Source organism: Silvimonas terrae (genome assembly GCF_014202765.1).
GTDB classification, from domain to species: Bacteria; Pseudomonadota; Gammaproteobacteria; order Burkholderiales; family Chitinibacteraceae; genus Silvimonas; species Silvimonas terrae.
In genome coordinates, this window is the sequence record NZ_JACHHN010000002.1 from 38,587 (window position 1) to 54,181 (window position 15,595).

Genomic DNA, 15,595 nt, shown 5'->3' on the forward strand with positions numbered 1-15,595 from the left:
TTCTTTGCCTACTTTCTTTGGCGACGCAAAGAAAGTAGGGTGCTCCGGCCACCGCCGGTATCAAAATCACCGCGCCGAAGGGGCTGACACCCGTAGTGGTTCTCGCCAGAGAACGGAGCCGTTCCGGCTCCAGACTGGATTCCCGCCTACGCGGGAATGACGAGTCAAGGGGGCGGCAGGCAGATCATGCTTGCATATATTGCCACCCCGGATTCCCGCTATCGCTCCATCCGGGCTACAAAGTGCTATGGCAAAGGGTTCCCACGAATCCGCGCCACCTGCGCATACAAATCCACCTGATTCACCCGCGCTGCCACCGCCGCCGGATCAACATGCTGATCAGCCAGCAACCCCCACCGCAAAAACTGCTGCACAAACCACGCCCCATCAGCGGTCCGGGGCGGGTTCACCGCGCCGTCGGCAAAAAAGCGCACGCCCGGCGGCTGGGCCAGTGCGTTGCCATAATCGCCCAGCAAACGCGGGGTGATCAGGTCGGCGGGGCAATGGACATATTCCGGGCGTGCCAGCACAGCGGCCGCTTCCCGGCGGTTGGCCGGGACATCCAGCCACTGGCAGGCGTCCAGCAAGGTGGCAATCAAGGCGCGTGCGGTATTGGGGTAGAGCGCGGCAAAGTCGCGCCGGCAGGCCAGCACTTTTTCCGGATGATCCGGCCAGAGCTGGCTGGTCGCCAGCAAGGTGTGCCCTACCTGTTCACTTTCTGCCTTGGCCGGCCAGGGCTCGCCGGCGCAAAACCCGTCCAGCAAGCCACTGGCCAGCGCACCGGTCATTTCCTGCGGGGCGATGACCACACTGCGGATCTCCCGCATGGGGTCAATGCCTTCCCGCGCCAGCCAGTCATATAGCCACATGGCATGGGTGCCGGTCGGGAAGGTTTGTGCAAAGACCAGGGGTTTGTCGGCGGCATCGGCAATCTGGCGCAAGGTGTGGCCGCTGCGCAGCAAATCCCGCAGACGATTGGAAACCGTGATGGCTTGCCCGTTCTGGTTCAAGGTCATCAACACCGCCATATCGCACTGCGGGCCGGCGATCCCCAGTTCCATGCTGTAGGCCAGGCCGTAGAGCGTATGTGCGGCATCCAGTTCGCCAGAGATCAACTTGTCGCGGATCGCGGCCCAGGAGGATTGGCGCACCAGGTCCAGTTGCAGCCCGTGGCGCTGGGCCAGTTGCAAGGTGTGGGCCATCACCACTGGCGCGCAGTCGGTGAGTGCCATGAAACCCACGCGCAGGCGGTTTTTTTCTGGCGTGCCGTGTAGGGAATGATTGGGTTGGGGTGAGGACATCCTGTTTCTCCGTCAGCCGAGCAGATCGGCCATGGCAATCACCTGGCGGGCCATCTCGGCCAGGGTAATGCCTTGTTTCATGGCCTGCGTGCGCAGCATTTCAAACGCGGCGGCCTCGCTCAAGCCGCGTTTGTCCATCAACAGGCCCTTGGCCCGGTCGATCAGTTTGCGATCTGCCAGTTGTTGTTCCACCTTGGCAAGGCGTTGGCGCAGTTTGTCGTCTTCGGCAAAGCGCACCATGGCGACTTCAATAATGGGCGAGAGTTTGTCCGCATCCAGTCCGTCCACCACATAGGTAGTGACGCCCGCGCCGACGGCCGCGCGGATGTGCTGTTGGTCTGCGTCAGGGGTAAACATCACCACCGGACGCGGCGCGAGCGAGTTCATGACCGACAATTGCTCCAGCGTATCGCGAGAGGGACTTTCGGTGTCGATGATCACCACGTCTGGCCGCTGGCGCTCGACACTGCTGAGCAGTGCCGTAGAACTGGCTGCATCAGTGAGTACGTCGTAACCCTGTTGCAGCAGGGTTTCGCGTAACTCGCCGATGGGCTTGGCGGTGTCGGTAACAAGCAAGATGCGCAGCATGAATCTATATGAAAACCTGAGAGGAGCACCGCAAATTCAAGCAAGAATCCGGCCAGGCGTAAATCCGCTGCCGGTCGGTGGCAAAACCCGCCGTGCCAGTGCGGGTCAGCCTGGCGGTACCTGATGTTACGTCAGCAAAGACGGCTTACCACCACGCGTGAAAATGGTGCACCGGACCAATGCCATGCCCCACGTCCAGCCGGTCTGCCGCCTTGAGCGCTTCTTGCAGCCAGGCGCGGGCTGCGGCGACGGTATCTTCCCAATTGTCATGCTGTGGGCGGAGTGCGGCCAGCGCGGCAGAGAGCGTGCAGCCAGTCCCGTGCGTATTACGGGTGGCAATGCGCGGGTTGGCAAAACGGGTTTCGGCATGCGGGGTGATCAACCAGTCCGGACTTTCCTCGCCGCCCAGGTGGCCGCCCTTCATCAACACGGCTTTGGCGCCGCCTGCAATCAAGGCGTGGCCCTGGTGACGCATTTCGGCTTCGGTGGTGGCGACCGCGCACTCCAGCAAGGCGGCGGCTTCCGGCAGGTTGGGCGTAATCAGGGACGCGATCGGTAGCAAGCGCTCGCGGATGGCACTGACTGCATCGCGGACCAGCAAGGGATGACCGCCCTTGGCGATCATCACGGTATCAAGCACCACATGGGCCGGCTGATAGCGCAGCAGCCCGTCTGCAACGGCTTCAATAATGGGCGCCGTCGCCAGCATGCCCAGTTTTACCGCATCGACGCGGATATCGCTGAATACGGCATCCATCTGCGCGCCAACAAACTCAGGCGGTACCGGGTGGACGGCGCTCACGCCCTGCGTGTTCTGCGCGGTAAGTGCCGTCAGCACGCTCATGCCATAGGCACCCAGCGCAGAAAAGGTCTTCAGGTCGGCCTGGATGCCGGCACCGCCGCCAGAATCCGAGCCCGCAATGGTCAAAGCATGGGCGATCATGAACGTGCTCCGGTAATTTCATCGAGTAACTGGCGGGTGGCGATCGCGGGATCTGGCTGGCCACAAATGGCCGAGACCACCGCCACGCCATCTACGCCGGCCGCAATCAGCGGTGCGGCCATGCCAGGTTTGATTCCGCCAATGGCCACGGCGGGGCATGCTTTGGCGCGCATCAAGCGGGCACACTCGGCCAGCCCGATCACGGGTGAGGCATCGGGCTTGGTGCCAGTCGGGTACACCGGGCCGACGCCAATGTAATCGACGATATCCAGCGGCACGGCGGCGAGTTGTTCGGCATTGCTGGTCGACAGGCCCAGGATTTTATGCCGGCCAATCAGCGTGCGCACCGCATCGGGTGGCAGATCAGCCTGGCCGACATGCACGCCGGCCGCGTCGACGGCCAGGGCAATATCGATATGGTCATTGATAATCAGCGGCACGTGGAGTGGGTCCAGCACGGCCTTGAGTTGCCGGGCCGCTTGTAGCCACCAGCGTTTTTTCTGGTTGGGCGCCCGTAGCTGGACTACGGTGGCACCGTGCTGTGCCGCAATGCGTGCGGTCTCGACCATGTTCTCCAGCCCGCCGCACAGGTCCGGGTCCAGCACCAGATAGAGCGTCAGATCAATCTGGTTCACGCGCTGATCTCCAGCAGGTTTTCGGGCTGAATGTGATACAACGCATCAAGGAACGCACCCTTGAATGAGCCCGGCCCATGACTTTGCTTTTGTGCGTACTGACCTGCCATGCCGGCCATGGCGCAGGCACTGGCGACGGCCTCCAGCCGGTTGGGCGCGCCAGCCGTAAAGGCCGCGACCAGGGCCGAGAGCGCGCAACCGGTGCCCACTACGCGCGTCATCAGCGGGTGGCCCCACGGCGTAGCCAGGGTGGTTTTACCATCGGTGATGTAGTCGGTCTCGCCCGTTACGGCGACGATGGCGCCGGTTTCATGGGCCAGAAAGCGTGCGGCATCCAGCGCGGCATCCGAGCCAGAGGTGCTATCCACGCCACGGCCGCCTTGGCCGGCACCGGCCAGCGCCATGATCTCTGACGCATTACCGCGAATGGCAGTGGGTTTCTGGCGGATCAATGCCTGGCAGGCATCCGTCCGGTATTTGAGTGCGCCCACGGCCACGGGGTCCAGCGTCCACGGTACACCAGCCGCGCTGGCGGCGGTCACGGCTTGTTGCATGGCGGCAAGGCGGGTGGCGTGCAGGGTGCCGACGTTGATGAGTACGGCGCCGGCAATCGCGGCAAAAGTGGGGACTTCTTCTTCAGCCACAATCATGGCGGGCGCAGCACCCGCTGCGAGCAACACGTTAGCGGTGATTTCCTGCACCACTTCATTGGTCAGCACATGCACCAGCGGGCAGGCGGCGCGAAAGCGCGCAAGTTCCTGGGCCAGCGTGGCCAGTGGCAAAGTGGTGGGGGTGGATGCGGACATCTTGAACAGGCTCCTTGGCGACGCGCGCGGGCAGGGGAGCCATAAGACTTCCCTACGCCAGCATGATCTGGATCAGGTAACGGGTCTCTCTCAGCCTTTGCTTTGCACAAAGACACCCCGAGTCAGAGCGGGATTGTCCGCCCATGTGGCCTGCCAGGGCAAGCCGAACCGCCAGGTCGGGACAGTGATTATTCAGTTGAACAGTAAAGTCTTTCAATTTCGGGCTGGATTATCCATATCCAGGATAAGGCCTAGACTTCGGGTTATTCCAACGCATCAATCACACCAACGGGGTGGCGATCATGGCTTCTTTTCAGCAGCAACGGGTACTGGTTATTGGCGGTAGTTCGGGGATCGGTTTTGTGGTTGCGCAATCTTTTGTTGAGGCCGGAGCCAGCGTGACCATTGCCTCGCGCTCGGCAGACAAGCTGGACAAAGCGGCGCAGGAAATCGGCGGGCAAGTGGCGGTTGCCGCTCTGGATACCGGGGACAACGCCGCCGTTGAACGCTTCTTTGCAGACACCGCACCGTGGGATCACATCGTGATTTCTGCTGCGCAAACACCGTCGGGCCCGGCCCGTGCCCTGGCGCTGGAAGATGCTTACCGCGCCATGGATAGCAAGTTCTGGGGTGCCTACCGCATTGCCCGCGCAGCCCGTTTTGCGCCGGGCGCATCCCTGACCTTTGTCTCCGGTTTTCTGGCCGTGCGCCCCAGCAAGAATTCGGTATTGCAAGGTGCCATCAACGCCGCAATTGAGTCTTTGGCGCGAGGGTTGGCGCTGGAGTTGTCGCCGGTACGGGTGAACACCGTCTCGCCGGGCATGATCGTTACGCCATTGTGGGACAAAATGCCGGAGGCCGATCGCCAGCAGGTCTTCGAGAAAGCCGCAGCCAGACTGCCGGCCGGGCGGATTGGTCAGCCGCAGGATATTGCCAATGCCGTGTTGTACCTGGCCGGCACTCCGTTTGCCACCGGTTCGACCGTGCTGGTCGATGGCGGCGGGGCCATTGCGTGAGTAAGCCATCTGCGCCAGAAAACAGCGCTGTCCGCTGGGTGGCCTTGCTGGTGGCGGCGTCCTTTTTCATGGAGAACCTGGACGCCACCGTCATCACCACTGCATTACCGCAAATGGCGCAAAGCTTTGGCATCGCTCCGGCGCGCTTATCCGCCGGTTTGAGCGCTTATATGCTGGCGCTGGCGGTGTTCATCCCGCTGAGTGGCTGGCTGGCGGACCGCTTTGGCCCGCGCCGCGTGTTCGGTGCGGCGATCTTGCTGTTCACGCTGGCGTCTTTGTTGTGCGGTTTGTGCACCAGCCTGGCGCAATTTGTCATGGCGCGCGTGTTGCAAGGCCTGGGCGGGGCCATGATGGTGCCGGTCGGGAGGTTGGTGGTCTTGCGCAATACCCGGCCGCACGAATTGGTTCGCGCCATTGCCACCATTACCTGGCCGGGGCTGGTGGCGCCGGTGATCGGGCCACCGGTAGGCGGGCTGATCACCACGTGGCTGTCCTGGCACTGGATTTTTCTGTTGAACGTACCGCTGGGGCTGATCGCGCTGGTCTTTGCCTTGAAACTGGTGCCACCCGGTGGCGCGGGGCAGCGGCCGTTTGACCTCTGGGGTTTTATCAGCAGCGGCATCGGTTGTAGTGCCTTGATGATGGGGCTGGATGCCGCCAGCCACCAGCCGCTGGATATCGCCCTCACTGCGGGTTTGCTACTGCTGGGCGTGGCTGCGCTGGCGGTGACGGCCTGGCATATGCTCCGCGCCAGCCATCCCCTGGTGGATCTGACCGCTTTGCGTATCCCGACCTTTGCCGTGACGGTGGTGGGTGGATCGTTGTTTCGGATCGCCATTGGCAGCGCGCCGTTTTTGCTGCCGCTGATGTTCCAGTTGGCCTTTGGCTGGAGCGCAGTGACTTCCGGTTTTCTGGTGCTGGCGCTGTTTGCCGGCAATCTGGCCATGAAGCCGGGCACCACCTGGATCATGCGTCGCCTGGGTTTTCGCACGGTGATGGTGGGCAATGGCTTGCTCGTTGTGGTGGGTTTTGCCTTGTGCGCCACGTTTACGCCCACCTCGCCGCTGTGGTTGATCTGCCTGGTGCTGTTTTTTTGCGGCTTGTGCCGCTCCATGCAATTTACCGCGCTCAACACGATTGGTTTTGCTGATGTCCCGCAGCCGCGCATGACCGGGGCGGCCACCTTGTTCAGTGTGTTGCAGCAAATGAATTCCGGCATGGGGATTGCTTTGGGAGCAGTGGCATTGCGTTTGACCCAAACCTGGCTGGGAGATACCACGCCATCAGTGCTGGCTTTCCGGCTGTCGTTTGCGCTGATTGCGGTGGTGGCGCTGCTGGCCGTCATTGATAGCGTCAGGCTGGCACCGGATGCCGGGGCGGCGGTCAGCGGGCATGGCCAACAAGATGCCCAATAAATATGAGGGAACTGTCATAATGCGGATCGCATAAGAAAGGCAGACTACTGCCGCAATAACACTAATCGACTGGTCAATTGGCACTGGCGGCGCCGTCAACGCGCCGGTAACAGGAATACACGATGTACCTTGCACTCTTGGCGCTGGCCGCCGCTGCGTTCGGAATCGGCACGACCGAATTCGTCATCATGGGCCTTCTGCCCGAAGTCGCCAAAGATTTTGGGGTATCCACTCCCGCCGCCGGCATGCTGATTTCTGGCTACGCCATCGGGGTGACAATTGGCGCGCCGATTCTTGCCATCGTCACCGCCAAATGGCCGCGCAAACAGGCGCTGGTGGGATTGATGGGCTTGTTCATTGTGGGTAATGCGCTGTGTGCGCTGGCGCCTGGCTATTACGCTTTGATGGCCGCGCGGGTCATCACCGCGTTTTGCCATGCGGCGTTTTTTGGCATTGGTTCTGTCGTGGCGGCGGATCTGGTCCCGCAAAACAAGCGGGCTCAAGCGGTGGCGTTGATGTTCACCGGCCTGACCGTCGCCAACATTGTGGGTGTGCCATTTGGTACCGCGCTGGGCCACGCACTGGGCTGGCGTTCTCCGTTCTGGGCCGTGGTCGGCATTGGCGTGCTTGCCGCAACCGCACTGACGGTATGGCTGCCCCAGGTGCCCACGCCCAAAGGCGATGGCATTCTGGGCGAGTTCCGCAAGATTTTGCACACGCAAACCCAGCTTGCGCTGCTGACCAGCACGCTGGCCTCGGTCAGTATGTTTAGCGTGGTGACCTATATTGCCTACATTTTGCTGGATGTCACCGGCTTTACCGCAGCGCAGGAAAGCTGGGTGCTGTTGCTGTTTGGCGCGGGCATTACCGTGGGTGGTCTCCTGGGTGGGCGCCTGGCAGACTGGAAGCTGATGCGCGGCATGGCGATCACCTTCTTCATGTTGGCGGTGATCCTGGCTATCTTCTCCTGGGCGTGTCATTACAAGGTGCCGACGCTGGTGGTGGTGTTCCTGTGGGGCATGTTCTCGTTTGCCGTGGTGCCCGCCGCGCAGGTGCGCGTGATCGACAAGGCACAAGGTGCGCCCAATCTGGCGCCCACGCTCAATCAAGGCGCATTCAATCTGGGTAATGCCTCTGGTGCCTGGCTGGGCGGGGCGATGATCGGTGCAGGCTATCCGCTCTCTAACCTGCCCTGGCTGGGCGCAGGCGTGGCGTTGATTGCCATGGCGGTGGTGGTGTTTTCTGGCATGCTGGATCGCAAACCCGTACCCGCAATGGCGCATTAACCAAAGGCAGAGCGGGCATGTACGGGAATCTACGGACTCTTTCCTGTGTCAGATCGATATGATGAGAACTGTATCTATCTGCATGGGTTTCCCGCTCTGATAATGCCGATGTATGGATAAGCTCGACCCGGTCTGCATGACCTTGCCCCGTTCCCCTTCTGATGGCGCTGCTGCCCTGTTGTTACGCCACGCGCTGACCCAGCAAGGCTATTGCTTTGTGCCCGCCGCACTCAGCCGGGCGCTCTTGGGCGCTGATACGGTGTTTGAAGCGGCCTGGCCCGCATTTGCGGCCAGTTGGGACGACCTGGTGCTGGACGAATACATGGCCGATGGCGGCAAGTACCGCCGGCGTCGCCATGCCACACTGAGCATGGCAGCGGGAGAGGCGACGTTCTGCGTGCAACCGCACCGGCCACATTATCAAAGCCTGGAATACAACCCGCTCAATGGTGGCGTGGCCCGGCATTACCAGCCGGTGACAGAGGCGGTCTTGCAAAGCCCGGTGCTGGCGCATTTGATGGCGGCGGGCAGTCAGGTCTTTGGCACGATCCGCCCGGGTACGACGTGGCAAGTGGAAATGCACCAGTTCCGCATCACGGCCGATGGCAGTAACGTGGGGCAGCCCACGCCAGAAGGCATGCATCGGGATGGCGTTGATTTTGTCTTGATGGTGCTGATCAACCGCCAGAACGTGCAGCAGGGCGTCAGCACAGTCCAGGACCCGGCGGGCAAGCACCTGCAAACGTTCACCTTGATTGAGCCGCTGGATATGGCGGTGGTCAATGACGAGCGTGTACGCCATGGCGTATCACCCATCCGCCCGGAAGCGGCGGGCCAACTGGCGGTACGGGATATTCTGGTGCTGACCTTTCGCCGCGCACCTTTGCCCGCAGCACGCTGATCACATTACATATTCATGGGCGGGCTGGTCGAGCCCAGCAGTGCCGCGCAGGCAAACACGCCCGCAAAGGCCAGAATCTCAAGCCAAAGCAGAGCCAGAAAGCGGCGCTGGCCACTGACTGCTTGCAGATCCAGCGCGGGCAGCACGCTCCAGCGGTTGGTGGCACCCAGCAAGACCGCCACGCCCACCAGCAGTAATTTCACTTTCAGAATCACGCCCCATGGCTGTTGCCAGAATCCGCTCACCAGCGGGCCGGCCAGCATGCGCCAGACATTGGCCGCACCGGTCAACGCAATCAGCAAGAGAGCCCATGCCGCCAATTGCGACAAGCGCCGGGCCGCATGCGTATCAAAGGTCCGGCCTTGTCTGGTGTGGCGGGTGACAAAGACCAGCGCACTGCCAGCCCAGGCGCCGGCCGCCAGTAAATGTACGGTGTGAACGGCGGCGGCGATACTGAACATACCCGCATCAGCAACATGCCCGGTACGGGCGCGCAAGTACACAAAGCCGGTCAAGATCACGCCGCCCGCCAATCTGGCTGGCACAGGCCGTAGTGCCACCGTCAGCAACAGGGCCATCACCACCACGCCAGCCAGCCAGACATAGCCAAAGTGGGTGGACAGAATGGCCGGCAGGGCGGGCAAGACGGCGGTGATCTCCACCCCCGCCATGCCCGCGCCGTTGACGGGCAACAGGAGCAGGAATGCCAGGCAGGCCAGCGCCGCCAGGCGCCAGTTAATCCTGCCGTGATCCAGCAACCACTGGCCGACCAGTACCGCCGTCAGGCTATCGAGCAGCGCTGCCAGCGCAAACGGGCCAGGGCCAGCCCATTCCATGTTCATGTTGTGTCTATCCGTGCCTGGGTCTGCTTATCTATCTGCTCATTTGCTTATTTAACGCTAAAGCTGTACTTGCCGGTGGTGCGATGGCCGTCTTCTGCCACCGCCACCCATTCCACCGTGTACTGGCCGGCGGCCAGTTGTGGCAAGGGCAGGTGCAGCACTTTGTGATCCGCCGCGTCGATGACCGCTTTGTCGGCCAGCGCCTTGCCGGACCGATCCAGCAGTTTGATGCTGGAGAGTGAGGGTTCCAGCGCTTCGGTATACGCAATTCGCACTTCTGGCGGGGCACTCACGGTGCTCTCCGGCGCCGGGTTTTGTTCGTGGGGGTGGGCGTGGGCACTTGCGAGGCCAGTCACCAGCAAAAAGGTTGTGGCCAGGAGGGAACGGAAGATTTTCATGATGAGTCTCTGTGTTGCAAACAGGGGATAGGGCTGGCCGCAAGGACAAGCCGTTCGGTACGCAGCGTCAGTCTGCGCACGATACAAAATCAGCGGTTCGCAGGCGGGGCGCGAGCGGGCGGGGAGGTAAGGGCCGCCACGATCAGGCGGGCCGGTGCCGGTGGCAATGACGGCCATCCGCTATTGCGCGGGGCCATGAATGTCACTTGGGGCAAGCCGGGCAGGGTGGGGGCATGGCAAAACACCGAGCACATGGGGCAGCTTTGCCCCTGACCAGACTCACCCGCGTGCTGATGTTGCTGCTGAGAGCAGACCGACCGCTCACGCTGGCTGTCAGTGGTAGTCAACTCCACCGCCACCGGGTTGAGCATCTGCATGACCGCAGGCACCAGCACAGCCGCCAGCATGGCTAGCAGGGCGGCAATCAGGGCAAGGCGGAGCAGATGCAATTGGCGGTACATGGTGGAGAATTGTGCCGTTATAAAGACGGCTTGTCGAGAACGGTTCTCATTGAATAACTTGAGCCGGGCAGAGCTAGTGGCCTGCTTCAGATACCGATATTTGTATCGCAAAGTACCGGTTGGCGGATTGTACTGGACAGGCGTAGCACTGGTTTTGGGGTTTTCATTGAAAAAACAACGGATAACATCAACAGGGTTTGATGATTTACTCCCGTGCCGGGCGTGCCGGTTTCAATCATTCAATCCGGTTTTTATATCCATGTTTATATGACGTCATTGCAATTGAGATTGGTATTGTTGATTGAAATGAAATTGTTCCTCTGCCGACAGAGTATGGCTGTTTTTAATTTGGTATTTGAACTGGTCGTTAATGTGGATTGACTGGATTCAGGGAGCCGATTTGCATTCCCGCCGTATGCCTGCCACTTGTGACAGGCAGATTCCAGCGGGCTGTTCGGGCACAATCTGCTCAAGACATACGGGATAGCCCATCAGCCAGATGGCGATGCATCATGGGCAATCCGTTACCACCAACGACAGGCAAATAAATACAAAGCCGTTGTTGCGGAGCCCGATAAGCTGCCCCGCAACAAGCTGAGATCAAAGAGGGACTGCTGCCAGGCAATTAAAGCAAACCGCGCAATGCGGCCTGGACCACGGCAGAGGTTTTATTGGCCGCATTGAGTTTGGCCAGCGTGCTGTTGACATGAAAATTGACCGTGCGCTCGGCAATATTGAGGATATCGCCAATCTCCGCAGATGTTTTGCCCTCGGCGGTCCAGCGCAGAATTTCTGTTTCACGCGGGGTCAGTTTGACTTCCTGCCCATAGGAGGAGTGTTCAAGAAAAAAGCGCGACATGCCCACATGCGTCACTTGCGTGAGGTAGGCCAATAGCGGTTCTTTCTCGCCCAGCTCTACGGCGGTGATGGGTTCGCCGGAGCGGGCCACCGTCATCATGCCCACGACGCCGTTGCCATCGCGGCAGCCTTGGGCCCAGCCATTGCGCAGGCCGTAGGAACGGGCGTCTTCCCAGAGTTCACGGGCATCAGCGAACAATTCATCGCTCCAGACCAGCGGCACCATGGAGCGTGAACCGTGCGCGACGGTTGGGTCTTGCGTGATGTACTGGTGCTCGGAATAGCACTGCTGCCACGCGGCCGGATAGTTGTTGACCATCTCGGTCCGTGGCGCACTCAGCGGAAAAGGCATGCGTGCGCCATAAGCGCAATATTCAAAACCGATGGCCTGCGCAAGCTGCGTAATCTTGCTGAAATACAGCCTTGGATCGTGAATGCTCAGCAAAGAATGCAGGTTTTCTTCAACAAATGGTGACATGACTTAACCCCCGTCCCGTCGGACCCGCCTTGTGTCATCGCTGGACTACTGACAACTCTGACACTGGTTCCGGTTTAGTGTTTTTTTTAAACTGGCTAACCCCGTAATACGGTAAGGCAACAACAAATGGCAGCTTCCATTATTTTGCAATCCGGCCGCATATTGGCTGGTTCAATGGGCCTGTGCCAGGACGGATATGTCCGGCTCGATTGCAATGCCCTCCAGGAAATCGAGTTGATTCACCTGGTGTCAGGACTTGACGACGATCCCACCGCTGTTTTGAAATGTGGTTCCGGTGTGAGCGCCATCAGCGGATTCACCGAGTGGATCAGTACGGTGCGTCCCGTATTGTCTATTGGTTGGGACTGGGTGATTGGTTCACACAACGGTCATGCGCAATACATGATGGTTGGCAAACCGCGCAGCAATATCATGCTGGTCAATGAAGAATCTCAGGATCTGGGCTTTGAAACCACCGCAGATTTGCTGATTACCCGGCTTGACCGTTTATTCTGGCAAGAAGCTACCAGCGCCGCTATCACTTCCCGATACGCTTAGAAACTGTCGCCGTTGACAGTTTTCCTTTCCGCATCACAGGCAAATTATTTCCCCTGCTTTAGCAACATATTCTATTGCGGGGTGATATGCATATATTGTCTGGACAGTCGGCACAACTTCCTGATGGTGTTGCCCATTCATTGTCTGTTTACCGCCACAAGGTTTTTGTGGACATGCTGGGGTGGCAATTGGATACCCCGCCCGGAATCGAACAGGACCAATTTGACCGCAGTGATACGGTGTATATCGTATCTCATGATGAAGGGGGCCAGATCAACGGCTGCGCACGCCTCCTGCCCACCACCCGGCCGTATTTGCTGGGCGATGTATTTCCGCAATTGCTCAATGGCCTTGTACCACCATGTTCGCCTGATATCTGGGAGTTATCCCGTTTTGCCGCAGTTGATTTCAGCGGGCAAACGCCAGTAGCCAGTGGCCAGTTCAGTTCTCCTGTCACCGCGCAATTGTTGCATGAGTCAATTCGGTGCGCTGGTCGGCTGGGCGCAAAAATGGTCATTACCGTATCGCCATTGGGTGTGGAGCGTCTGCTGCGCAAACTGGGTTACACGGCTCGCCGTGCCGGCCCGCCAATGGTCATTGACGGCTACCCGTTGTTTGCGTGCCTGATTGAGGTGCCTGAGTGTTTGCCAAAATAGTCAGCCTGCTTACGCAAGTCAGGTGACACCTACACAGCGGTGCCCATTGTCTTGCAACAGGCTGCAAAACCGGATGACTGGCCGCACGTGGCGTCCCGTGTACTGTGGGGACGTGGCAAACGTGCGCGGCCAGTCATCTTTCTTGCCCCGGTTCGTGGCTGGCGATGGTGCGCCGTTTGCCCTTTTTTCCTTAGAAAAAAAGGTGCCAACATGCGTCAACTTGCTCTGAATTCCCTGATTGCTGCCACGCTGATGGCCGCCCCTGCACTGAGTTTTGCCAAACTGGCTCCAGACCAGTACAACGCCCGCAAAGACGAGATCTCCCATCGATATGACGCCGCCAAGGCTCAGTGCAAGACACTGGCCGGTAATGGCAAGGATGTCTGCGAGGCCCAGGCTGGCGCCGACAAGAGCATTGCACTGGCCGATCTGGACGCCCAGGACAAGTCCACGGACGCCGCCCGGATTGATGCGGCCAAAGAACGGGCCAAGTCTGGTTACGACGTGGCGGTAGAGAAGTGTGGTCGCCTGGCCGGTAACGACAAGGATGTCTGCAAGCAGACCGCCAAGGCGGATCGCGACAAGATGCTGGCCGACATTGATGCCAACAAGGCCCGTTACAAGGCGGACAACCAGGCAGACCAGGCCAAGCGTGAGGCCGACTACAAGGTCGCCGCGCAAAAGTGTGATGCCTATAGCGGTGATCGCAAGGATAGCTGCGTCGCCCAGGCCCGCGGTGAATACGGCATGTAAGGCCGTTTGACCCTGGCGCTATCGCGTCAGCCTGGCGCTTTTCCACAACCCTCCCGCACCCTTGGTGCCGGAGGGTTTTACGTTTTCTTTGCACTTGGAGAGATTGCAACTTTCAACAAATATCGATTAACTCTCATCGATAAATGACGATGTACTCATGTTTGATTTACGTCAGCAAGCGTGATGACCAGAAACGCGGCTTGTCATTGTTTTTGCTGGGTTTTTTCTGGTTTGTGCGCCATGTATCGGTGGCGTGTAAAGCCATTGTAAAGATAGTCAACGCAATGTAACGGATTGCGTTGTGCAGTTGGAGGCGCTTTGATGCACTGCAAAAGTCAGTGCCGCGAACGTCTTTGCGGCTGCCCAGTGGTTGTTCATGCTGCGCCAGACAAGCGTAACGTGAACAGACAGCGGGGCCAGACCCGCAGATAACCCCGGTTTCTAACGTATCGATGGGGCAGGTGGCCTGAGCCGCCGCGTCATCTGGTATTAAAAAACAGGCGCCATGCTCCAGCCTGGCCCAGCACAAGGTGTGAACAAAGTCATGACCCGGCAAAGAAAAACCCAATCTGCCATCGCCATCGCGTCAATCCTTGTGGTTGCCGGCGGGGTAGGTCTATGGAGCAGCACCCGCAAGGCCGATGCCTCTACCCAGCCCCCGCCCGCCGCCCCGGCGATTCGGGTCACGACGGTTAAAGCGGGCGATGAAACCGTGCCGGTGTACCTGACCGGCGTTGGCACGGTACAAGCCAACGCCTCGGTGACCGTCAAGGTGCGCGTGGACGGGCAACTGCAGAAAGTGGGTTTTCAGGAAGGCCAGGACGTCAAAAGCGGTCAGATGCTGGCCCAGATTGATCCCAGCCCGTTCCAGGCCCAGCTAGGCCAGGTACAGGCCGCCAAGGCCAAGGATCAGGCCCAACTGGATAACGCCCGGCGTGATCTGGCCCGGTATGCAGAATTGATCAAGCAAGATGCCACTACCCAGCAAACGCTGGACACCCAGAAGGCGTTGGTGGCGCAACTGGAAGCCGCCGTCAAGAACGATGATGCGCAAATCCAGTACGCCCAGGTGCAACTGGGGTACACCACGATTGTTTCTCCGCTGAGCGGCCGGACCGGGGCGCGTCTGGTTGATCCGGGCAATATCGTGCATGCCACAGATACGACCGGTCTGGTCGTGATCAACCAGATTGACCCCATTGCGGCGACCTTTACCTTGCCGGAAGACGCGTTGCAGCAAGTCAACAAAGCCACGCTGGGTGGCAAGCCACTCAAGGTGGTGGCTTATGCGCGTACCGGTGGCGAGGCACTGGCCCACGGCACGCTTTCGCTGGTGAACAACCAGATCGACACCACCACCGGGACGGTCTCGCTCAAGGGGGCGTTCCCCAACCCGCAACATGCCTTGTGGCCGGGACAGTATGTCAATGTCAGCCTGGTGCTGGGGGATCGTGAGCACGCGGTGACCTTGCCCTCGGCAGCGGTGCAGCGCGGAGTGAACGGCACGTATGTTTATACCGTGGATGGCAACAGCGCAGCGCAGATTCAGGCGGTGAAAGTGGCGCAGATTCAGGATGGCAAAGCCATCATCGACGAGGGCGTACATGCCGGTGATCGTGTCGTGATCGACGGCCAGTACAAGCTCAAGCCCGGTGCGGTTGTGGCCGAAGCCGAAAAACAGGCTGCAGCCAGCCATTAAG

The 15,595-nt window shown here is 60.0% G+C and carries 17 protein-coding genes and 1 riboswitch; of the genes, 8 read left to right on the plus strand and 9 right to left on the minus strand.

The window, feature by feature from the left end:
* Window positions 1–245: 245 nt before the first annotated feature.
* The 5 genes from HNQ50_RS04380 to thiM form a co-directional block, all read right to left on the minus strand.
* Window positions 246–1,301: a CmpA/NrtA family ABC transporter substrate-binding protein gene (locus HNQ50_RS04380; RefSeq protein ID WP_184098036.1), complete on the minus strand. Its 1,056-nt coding sequence runs from the start codon at window positions 1,299–1,301 to the stop codon at window positions 246–248.
* A 12-nt stretch (window positions 1,302–1,313) separates the two neighbouring features.
* Window positions 1,314–1,889 (minus strand): ANTAR domain-containing response regulator, encoded by a 576-nt coding sequence (locus HNQ50_RS04385; protein ID WP_221303004.1) that lies wholly within the window; start codon window positions 1,887–1,889, stop codon window positions 1,314–1,316.
* Between the two features lie 145 nt (window positions 1,890–2,034).
* Window positions 2,035–2,832: a bifunctional hydroxymethylpyrimidine kinase/phosphomethylpyrimidine kinase gene (gene thiD, locus HNQ50_RS04390; protein WP_184098038.1), complete on the minus strand. Its 798-nt coding sequence runs from the start codon at window positions 2,830–2,832 to the stop codon at window positions 2,035–2,037.
* Window positions 2,829–3,467: a thiamine phosphate synthase gene (gene thiE / locus HNQ50_RS04395; protein ID WP_184098040.1), complete on the minus strand. Its 639-nt coding sequence runs from the start codon at window positions 3,465–3,467 to the stop codon at window positions 2,829–2,831. Before thiE ends, thiD begins: the two co-directional genes overlap by 4 nt.
* Window positions 3,464–4,273, minus strand: coding sequence for a hydroxyethylthiazole kinase (gene thiM, locus HNQ50_RS04400; RefSeq protein WP_184098042.1), 810 nt, complete (start codon window positions 4,271–4,273; stop codon window positions 3,464–3,466). Before thiM ends, thiE begins: the two co-directional genes overlap by 4 nt.
* Window positions 4,274–4,305: 32 nt before the next feature.
* Window positions 4,306–4,403: riboswitch (TPP riboswitch) on the minus strand.
* Window positions 4,404–4,575: 172 nt separating this feature from the next.
* Between thiM and HNQ50_RS04405 the strand changes: the two genes are divergently transcribed.
* The 4 genes from HNQ50_RS04405 (at window position 4,576) to HNQ50_RS04420 (ending at window position 8,891) form a co-directional block, all read left to right on the plus strand.
* A complete protein-coding gene (locus HNQ50_RS04405; RefSeq protein WP_221303005.1) occupies window positions 4,576–5,289 on the plus strand; it encodes an SDR family oxidoreductase in 714 nt (237 codons plus the stop codon).
* Entirely contained in the window at window positions 5,286–6,704 is a 1,419-nt protein-coding gene (locus HNQ50_RS04410; protein WP_221303006.1) for an MFS transporter, read from the plus strand. Before HNQ50_RS04405 ends, HNQ50_RS04410 begins: the two co-directional genes overlap by 4 nt.
* Window positions 6,705–6,826: 122 nt before the next feature.
* Entirely contained in the window at window positions 6,827–7,990 is a 1,164-nt protein-coding gene (locus HNQ50_RS04415) for an MFS transporter (RefSeq protein WP_184098044.1), read from the plus strand.
* Window positions 7,991–8,102: 112 nt separating this feature from the next.
* Window positions 8,103–8,891: a 2OG-Fe dioxygenase family protein gene (locus tag HNQ50_RS04420; protein WP_221303007.1), complete on the plus strand. Its 789-nt coding sequence runs from the start codon at window positions 8,103–8,105 to the stop codon at window positions 8,889–8,891.
* 5 nt (window positions 8,892–8,896) lie between these two features.
* Here the strand turns inward: HNQ50_RS04420 and HNQ50_RS04425 are convergent, their stop codons facing one another.
* The 4 genes from HNQ50_RS04425 to HNQ50_RS04440 form a co-directional block, all read right to left on the minus strand.
* Window positions 8,897–9,733, minus strand: a complete 837-nt coding sequence (locus HNQ50_RS04425) for a CopD family protein (RefSeq protein ID WP_184098046.1) — start codon at window positions 9,731–9,733, stop codon at window positions 8,897–8,899.
* A gap of 47 nt (window positions 9,734–9,780) precedes the next feature.
* Window positions 9,781–10,131 (minus strand): copper resistance protein CopC, encoded by a 351-nt coding sequence (locus tag HNQ50_RS04430; RefSeq protein ID WP_184098048.1) that lies wholly within the window; start codon window positions 10,129–10,131, stop codon window positions 9,781–9,783.
* Window positions 10,132–10,220: 89 nt separating this feature from the next.
* Complete coding sequence (locus tag HNQ50_RS04435) at window positions 10,221–10,592, minus strand: DUF2946 family protein (RefSeq protein WP_184098050.1); 372 nt, start codon at window positions 10,590–10,592, stop codon at window positions 10,221–10,223.
* 625 nt (window positions 10,593–11,217) lie between these two features.
* A complete protein-coding gene (locus HNQ50_RS04440; RefSeq protein WP_184098052.1) occupies window positions 11,218–11,928 on the minus strand; it encodes an autoinducer binding domain-containing protein in 711 nt (236 codons plus the stop codon).
* A gap of 126 nt (window positions 11,929–12,054) precedes the next feature.
* Here HNQ50_RS04440 and HNQ50_RS04445 point away from each other — a divergent pair, with 126 nt between their 5' ends.
* The 4 genes from HNQ50_RS04445 to HNQ50_RS04460 all read left to right on the plus strand — a co-directional run bounded on the left by HNQ50_RS04445 (window position 12,055) and on the right by HNQ50_RS04460 (window position 15,594).
* Window positions 12,055–12,486 carry a DUF4902 domain-containing protein gene (locus HNQ50_RS04445; RefSeq protein WP_184098054.1) on the plus strand — a complete coding sequence of 144 codons (432 nt, stop codon included), beginning with the start codon at window positions 12,055–12,057 and terminating at the stop codon, window positions 12,484–12,486.
* Window positions 12,487–12,572: 86 nt separating this feature from the next.
* The gene (locus HNQ50_RS04450; protein ID WP_184098056.1) at window positions 12,573–13,142 is read left to right on the plus strand and encodes an acyl-homoserine-lactone synthase; all 570 of its coding nucleotides are present in this window, start codon (window positions 12,573–12,575) and stop codon (window positions 13,140–13,142) included.
* A gap of 210 nt (window positions 13,143–13,352) precedes the next feature.
* Complete coding sequence (locus HNQ50_RS04455; protein ID WP_184098058.1) at window positions 13,353–13,895, plus strand: hypothetical protein; 543 nt, start codon at window positions 13,353–13,355, stop codon at window positions 13,893–13,895.
* Between the two features lie 544 nt (window positions 13,896–14,439).
* Window positions 14,440–15,594: an efflux RND transporter periplasmic adaptor subunit gene (locus HNQ50_RS04460; RefSeq protein WP_184098060.1), complete on the plus strand. Its 1,155-nt coding sequence runs from the start codon at window positions 14,440–14,442 to the stop codon at window positions 15,592–15,594.
* The last annotated feature ends 1 nt before the right edge of the window (window position 15,595 follow it).

Bases quoted from the DNA above. Each gene is read 5' to 3' on its own strand.
- thiM (WP_184098042.1), bottom strand. From the start codon at position 4,273: ATGTCCGCATCCACCCCCACCACTTTGCCACTGGCCACGCTGGCCCAG.
- HNQ50_RS04450 (WP_184098056.1), top strand. From the start codon at position 12,573: ATGCATATATTGTCTGGACAGTCGGCACAACTTCCTGATGGTGTTGCC.
- HNQ50_RS04420 (WP_221303007.1), top strand. From the start codon at position 8,103: ATGGATAAGCTCGACCCGGTCTGCATGACCTTGCCCCGTTCCCCTTCT.
- HNQ50_RS04430 (WP_184098048.1), bottom strand. From the start codon at position 10,131: ATGAAAATCTTCCGTTCCCTCCTGGCCACAACCTTTTTGCTGGTGACT.
- thiD (WP_184098038.1), bottom strand. From the start codon at position 2,832: ATGATCGCCCATGCTTTGACCATTGCGGGCTCGGATTCTGGCGGCGGT.
- HNQ50_RS04455 (WP_184098058.1), top strand. From the start codon at position 13,353: ATGCGTCAACTTGCTCTGAATTCCCTGATTGCTGCCACGCTGATGGCC.
- HNQ50_RS04445 (WP_184098054.1), top strand. From the start codon at position 12,055: ATGGCAGCTTCCATTATTTTGCAATCCGGCCGCATATTGGCTGGTTCA.
- HNQ50_RS04460 (WP_184098060.1), top strand. From the start codon at position 14,440: ATGACCCGGCAAAGAAAAACCCAATCTGCCATCGCCATCGCGTCAATC.
- HNQ50_RS04435 (WP_184098050.1), bottom strand. From the start codon at position 10,592: ATGTACCGCCAATTGCATCTGCTCCGCCTTGCCCTGATTGCCGCCCTG.
- HNQ50_RS04385 (WP_221303004.1), bottom strand. From the start codon at position 1,889: ATGCTGCGCATCTTGCTTGTTACCGACACCGCCAAGCCCATCGGCGAG.
- HNQ50_RS04405 (WP_221303005.1), top strand. From the start codon at position 4,576: ATGGCTTCTTTTCAGCAGCAACGGGTACTGGTTATTGGCGGTAGTTCG.
- HNQ50_RS04425 (WP_184098046.1), bottom strand. From the start codon at position 9,733: ATGAACATGGAATGGGCTGGCCCTGGCCCGTTTGCGCTGGCAGCGCTG.
- HNQ50_RS04440 (WP_184098052.1), bottom strand. From the start codon at position 11,928: ATGTCACCATTTGTTGAAGAAAACCTGCATTCTTTGCTGAGCATTCAC.
- HNQ50_RS04415 (WP_184098044.1), top strand. From the start codon at position 6,827: ATGTACCTTGCACTCTTGGCGCTGGCCGCCGCTGCGTTCGGAATCGGC.
- HNQ50_RS04380 (WP_184098036.1), bottom strand. From the start codon at position 1,301: ATGTCCTCACCCCAACCCAATCATTCCCTACACGGCACGCCAGAAAAA.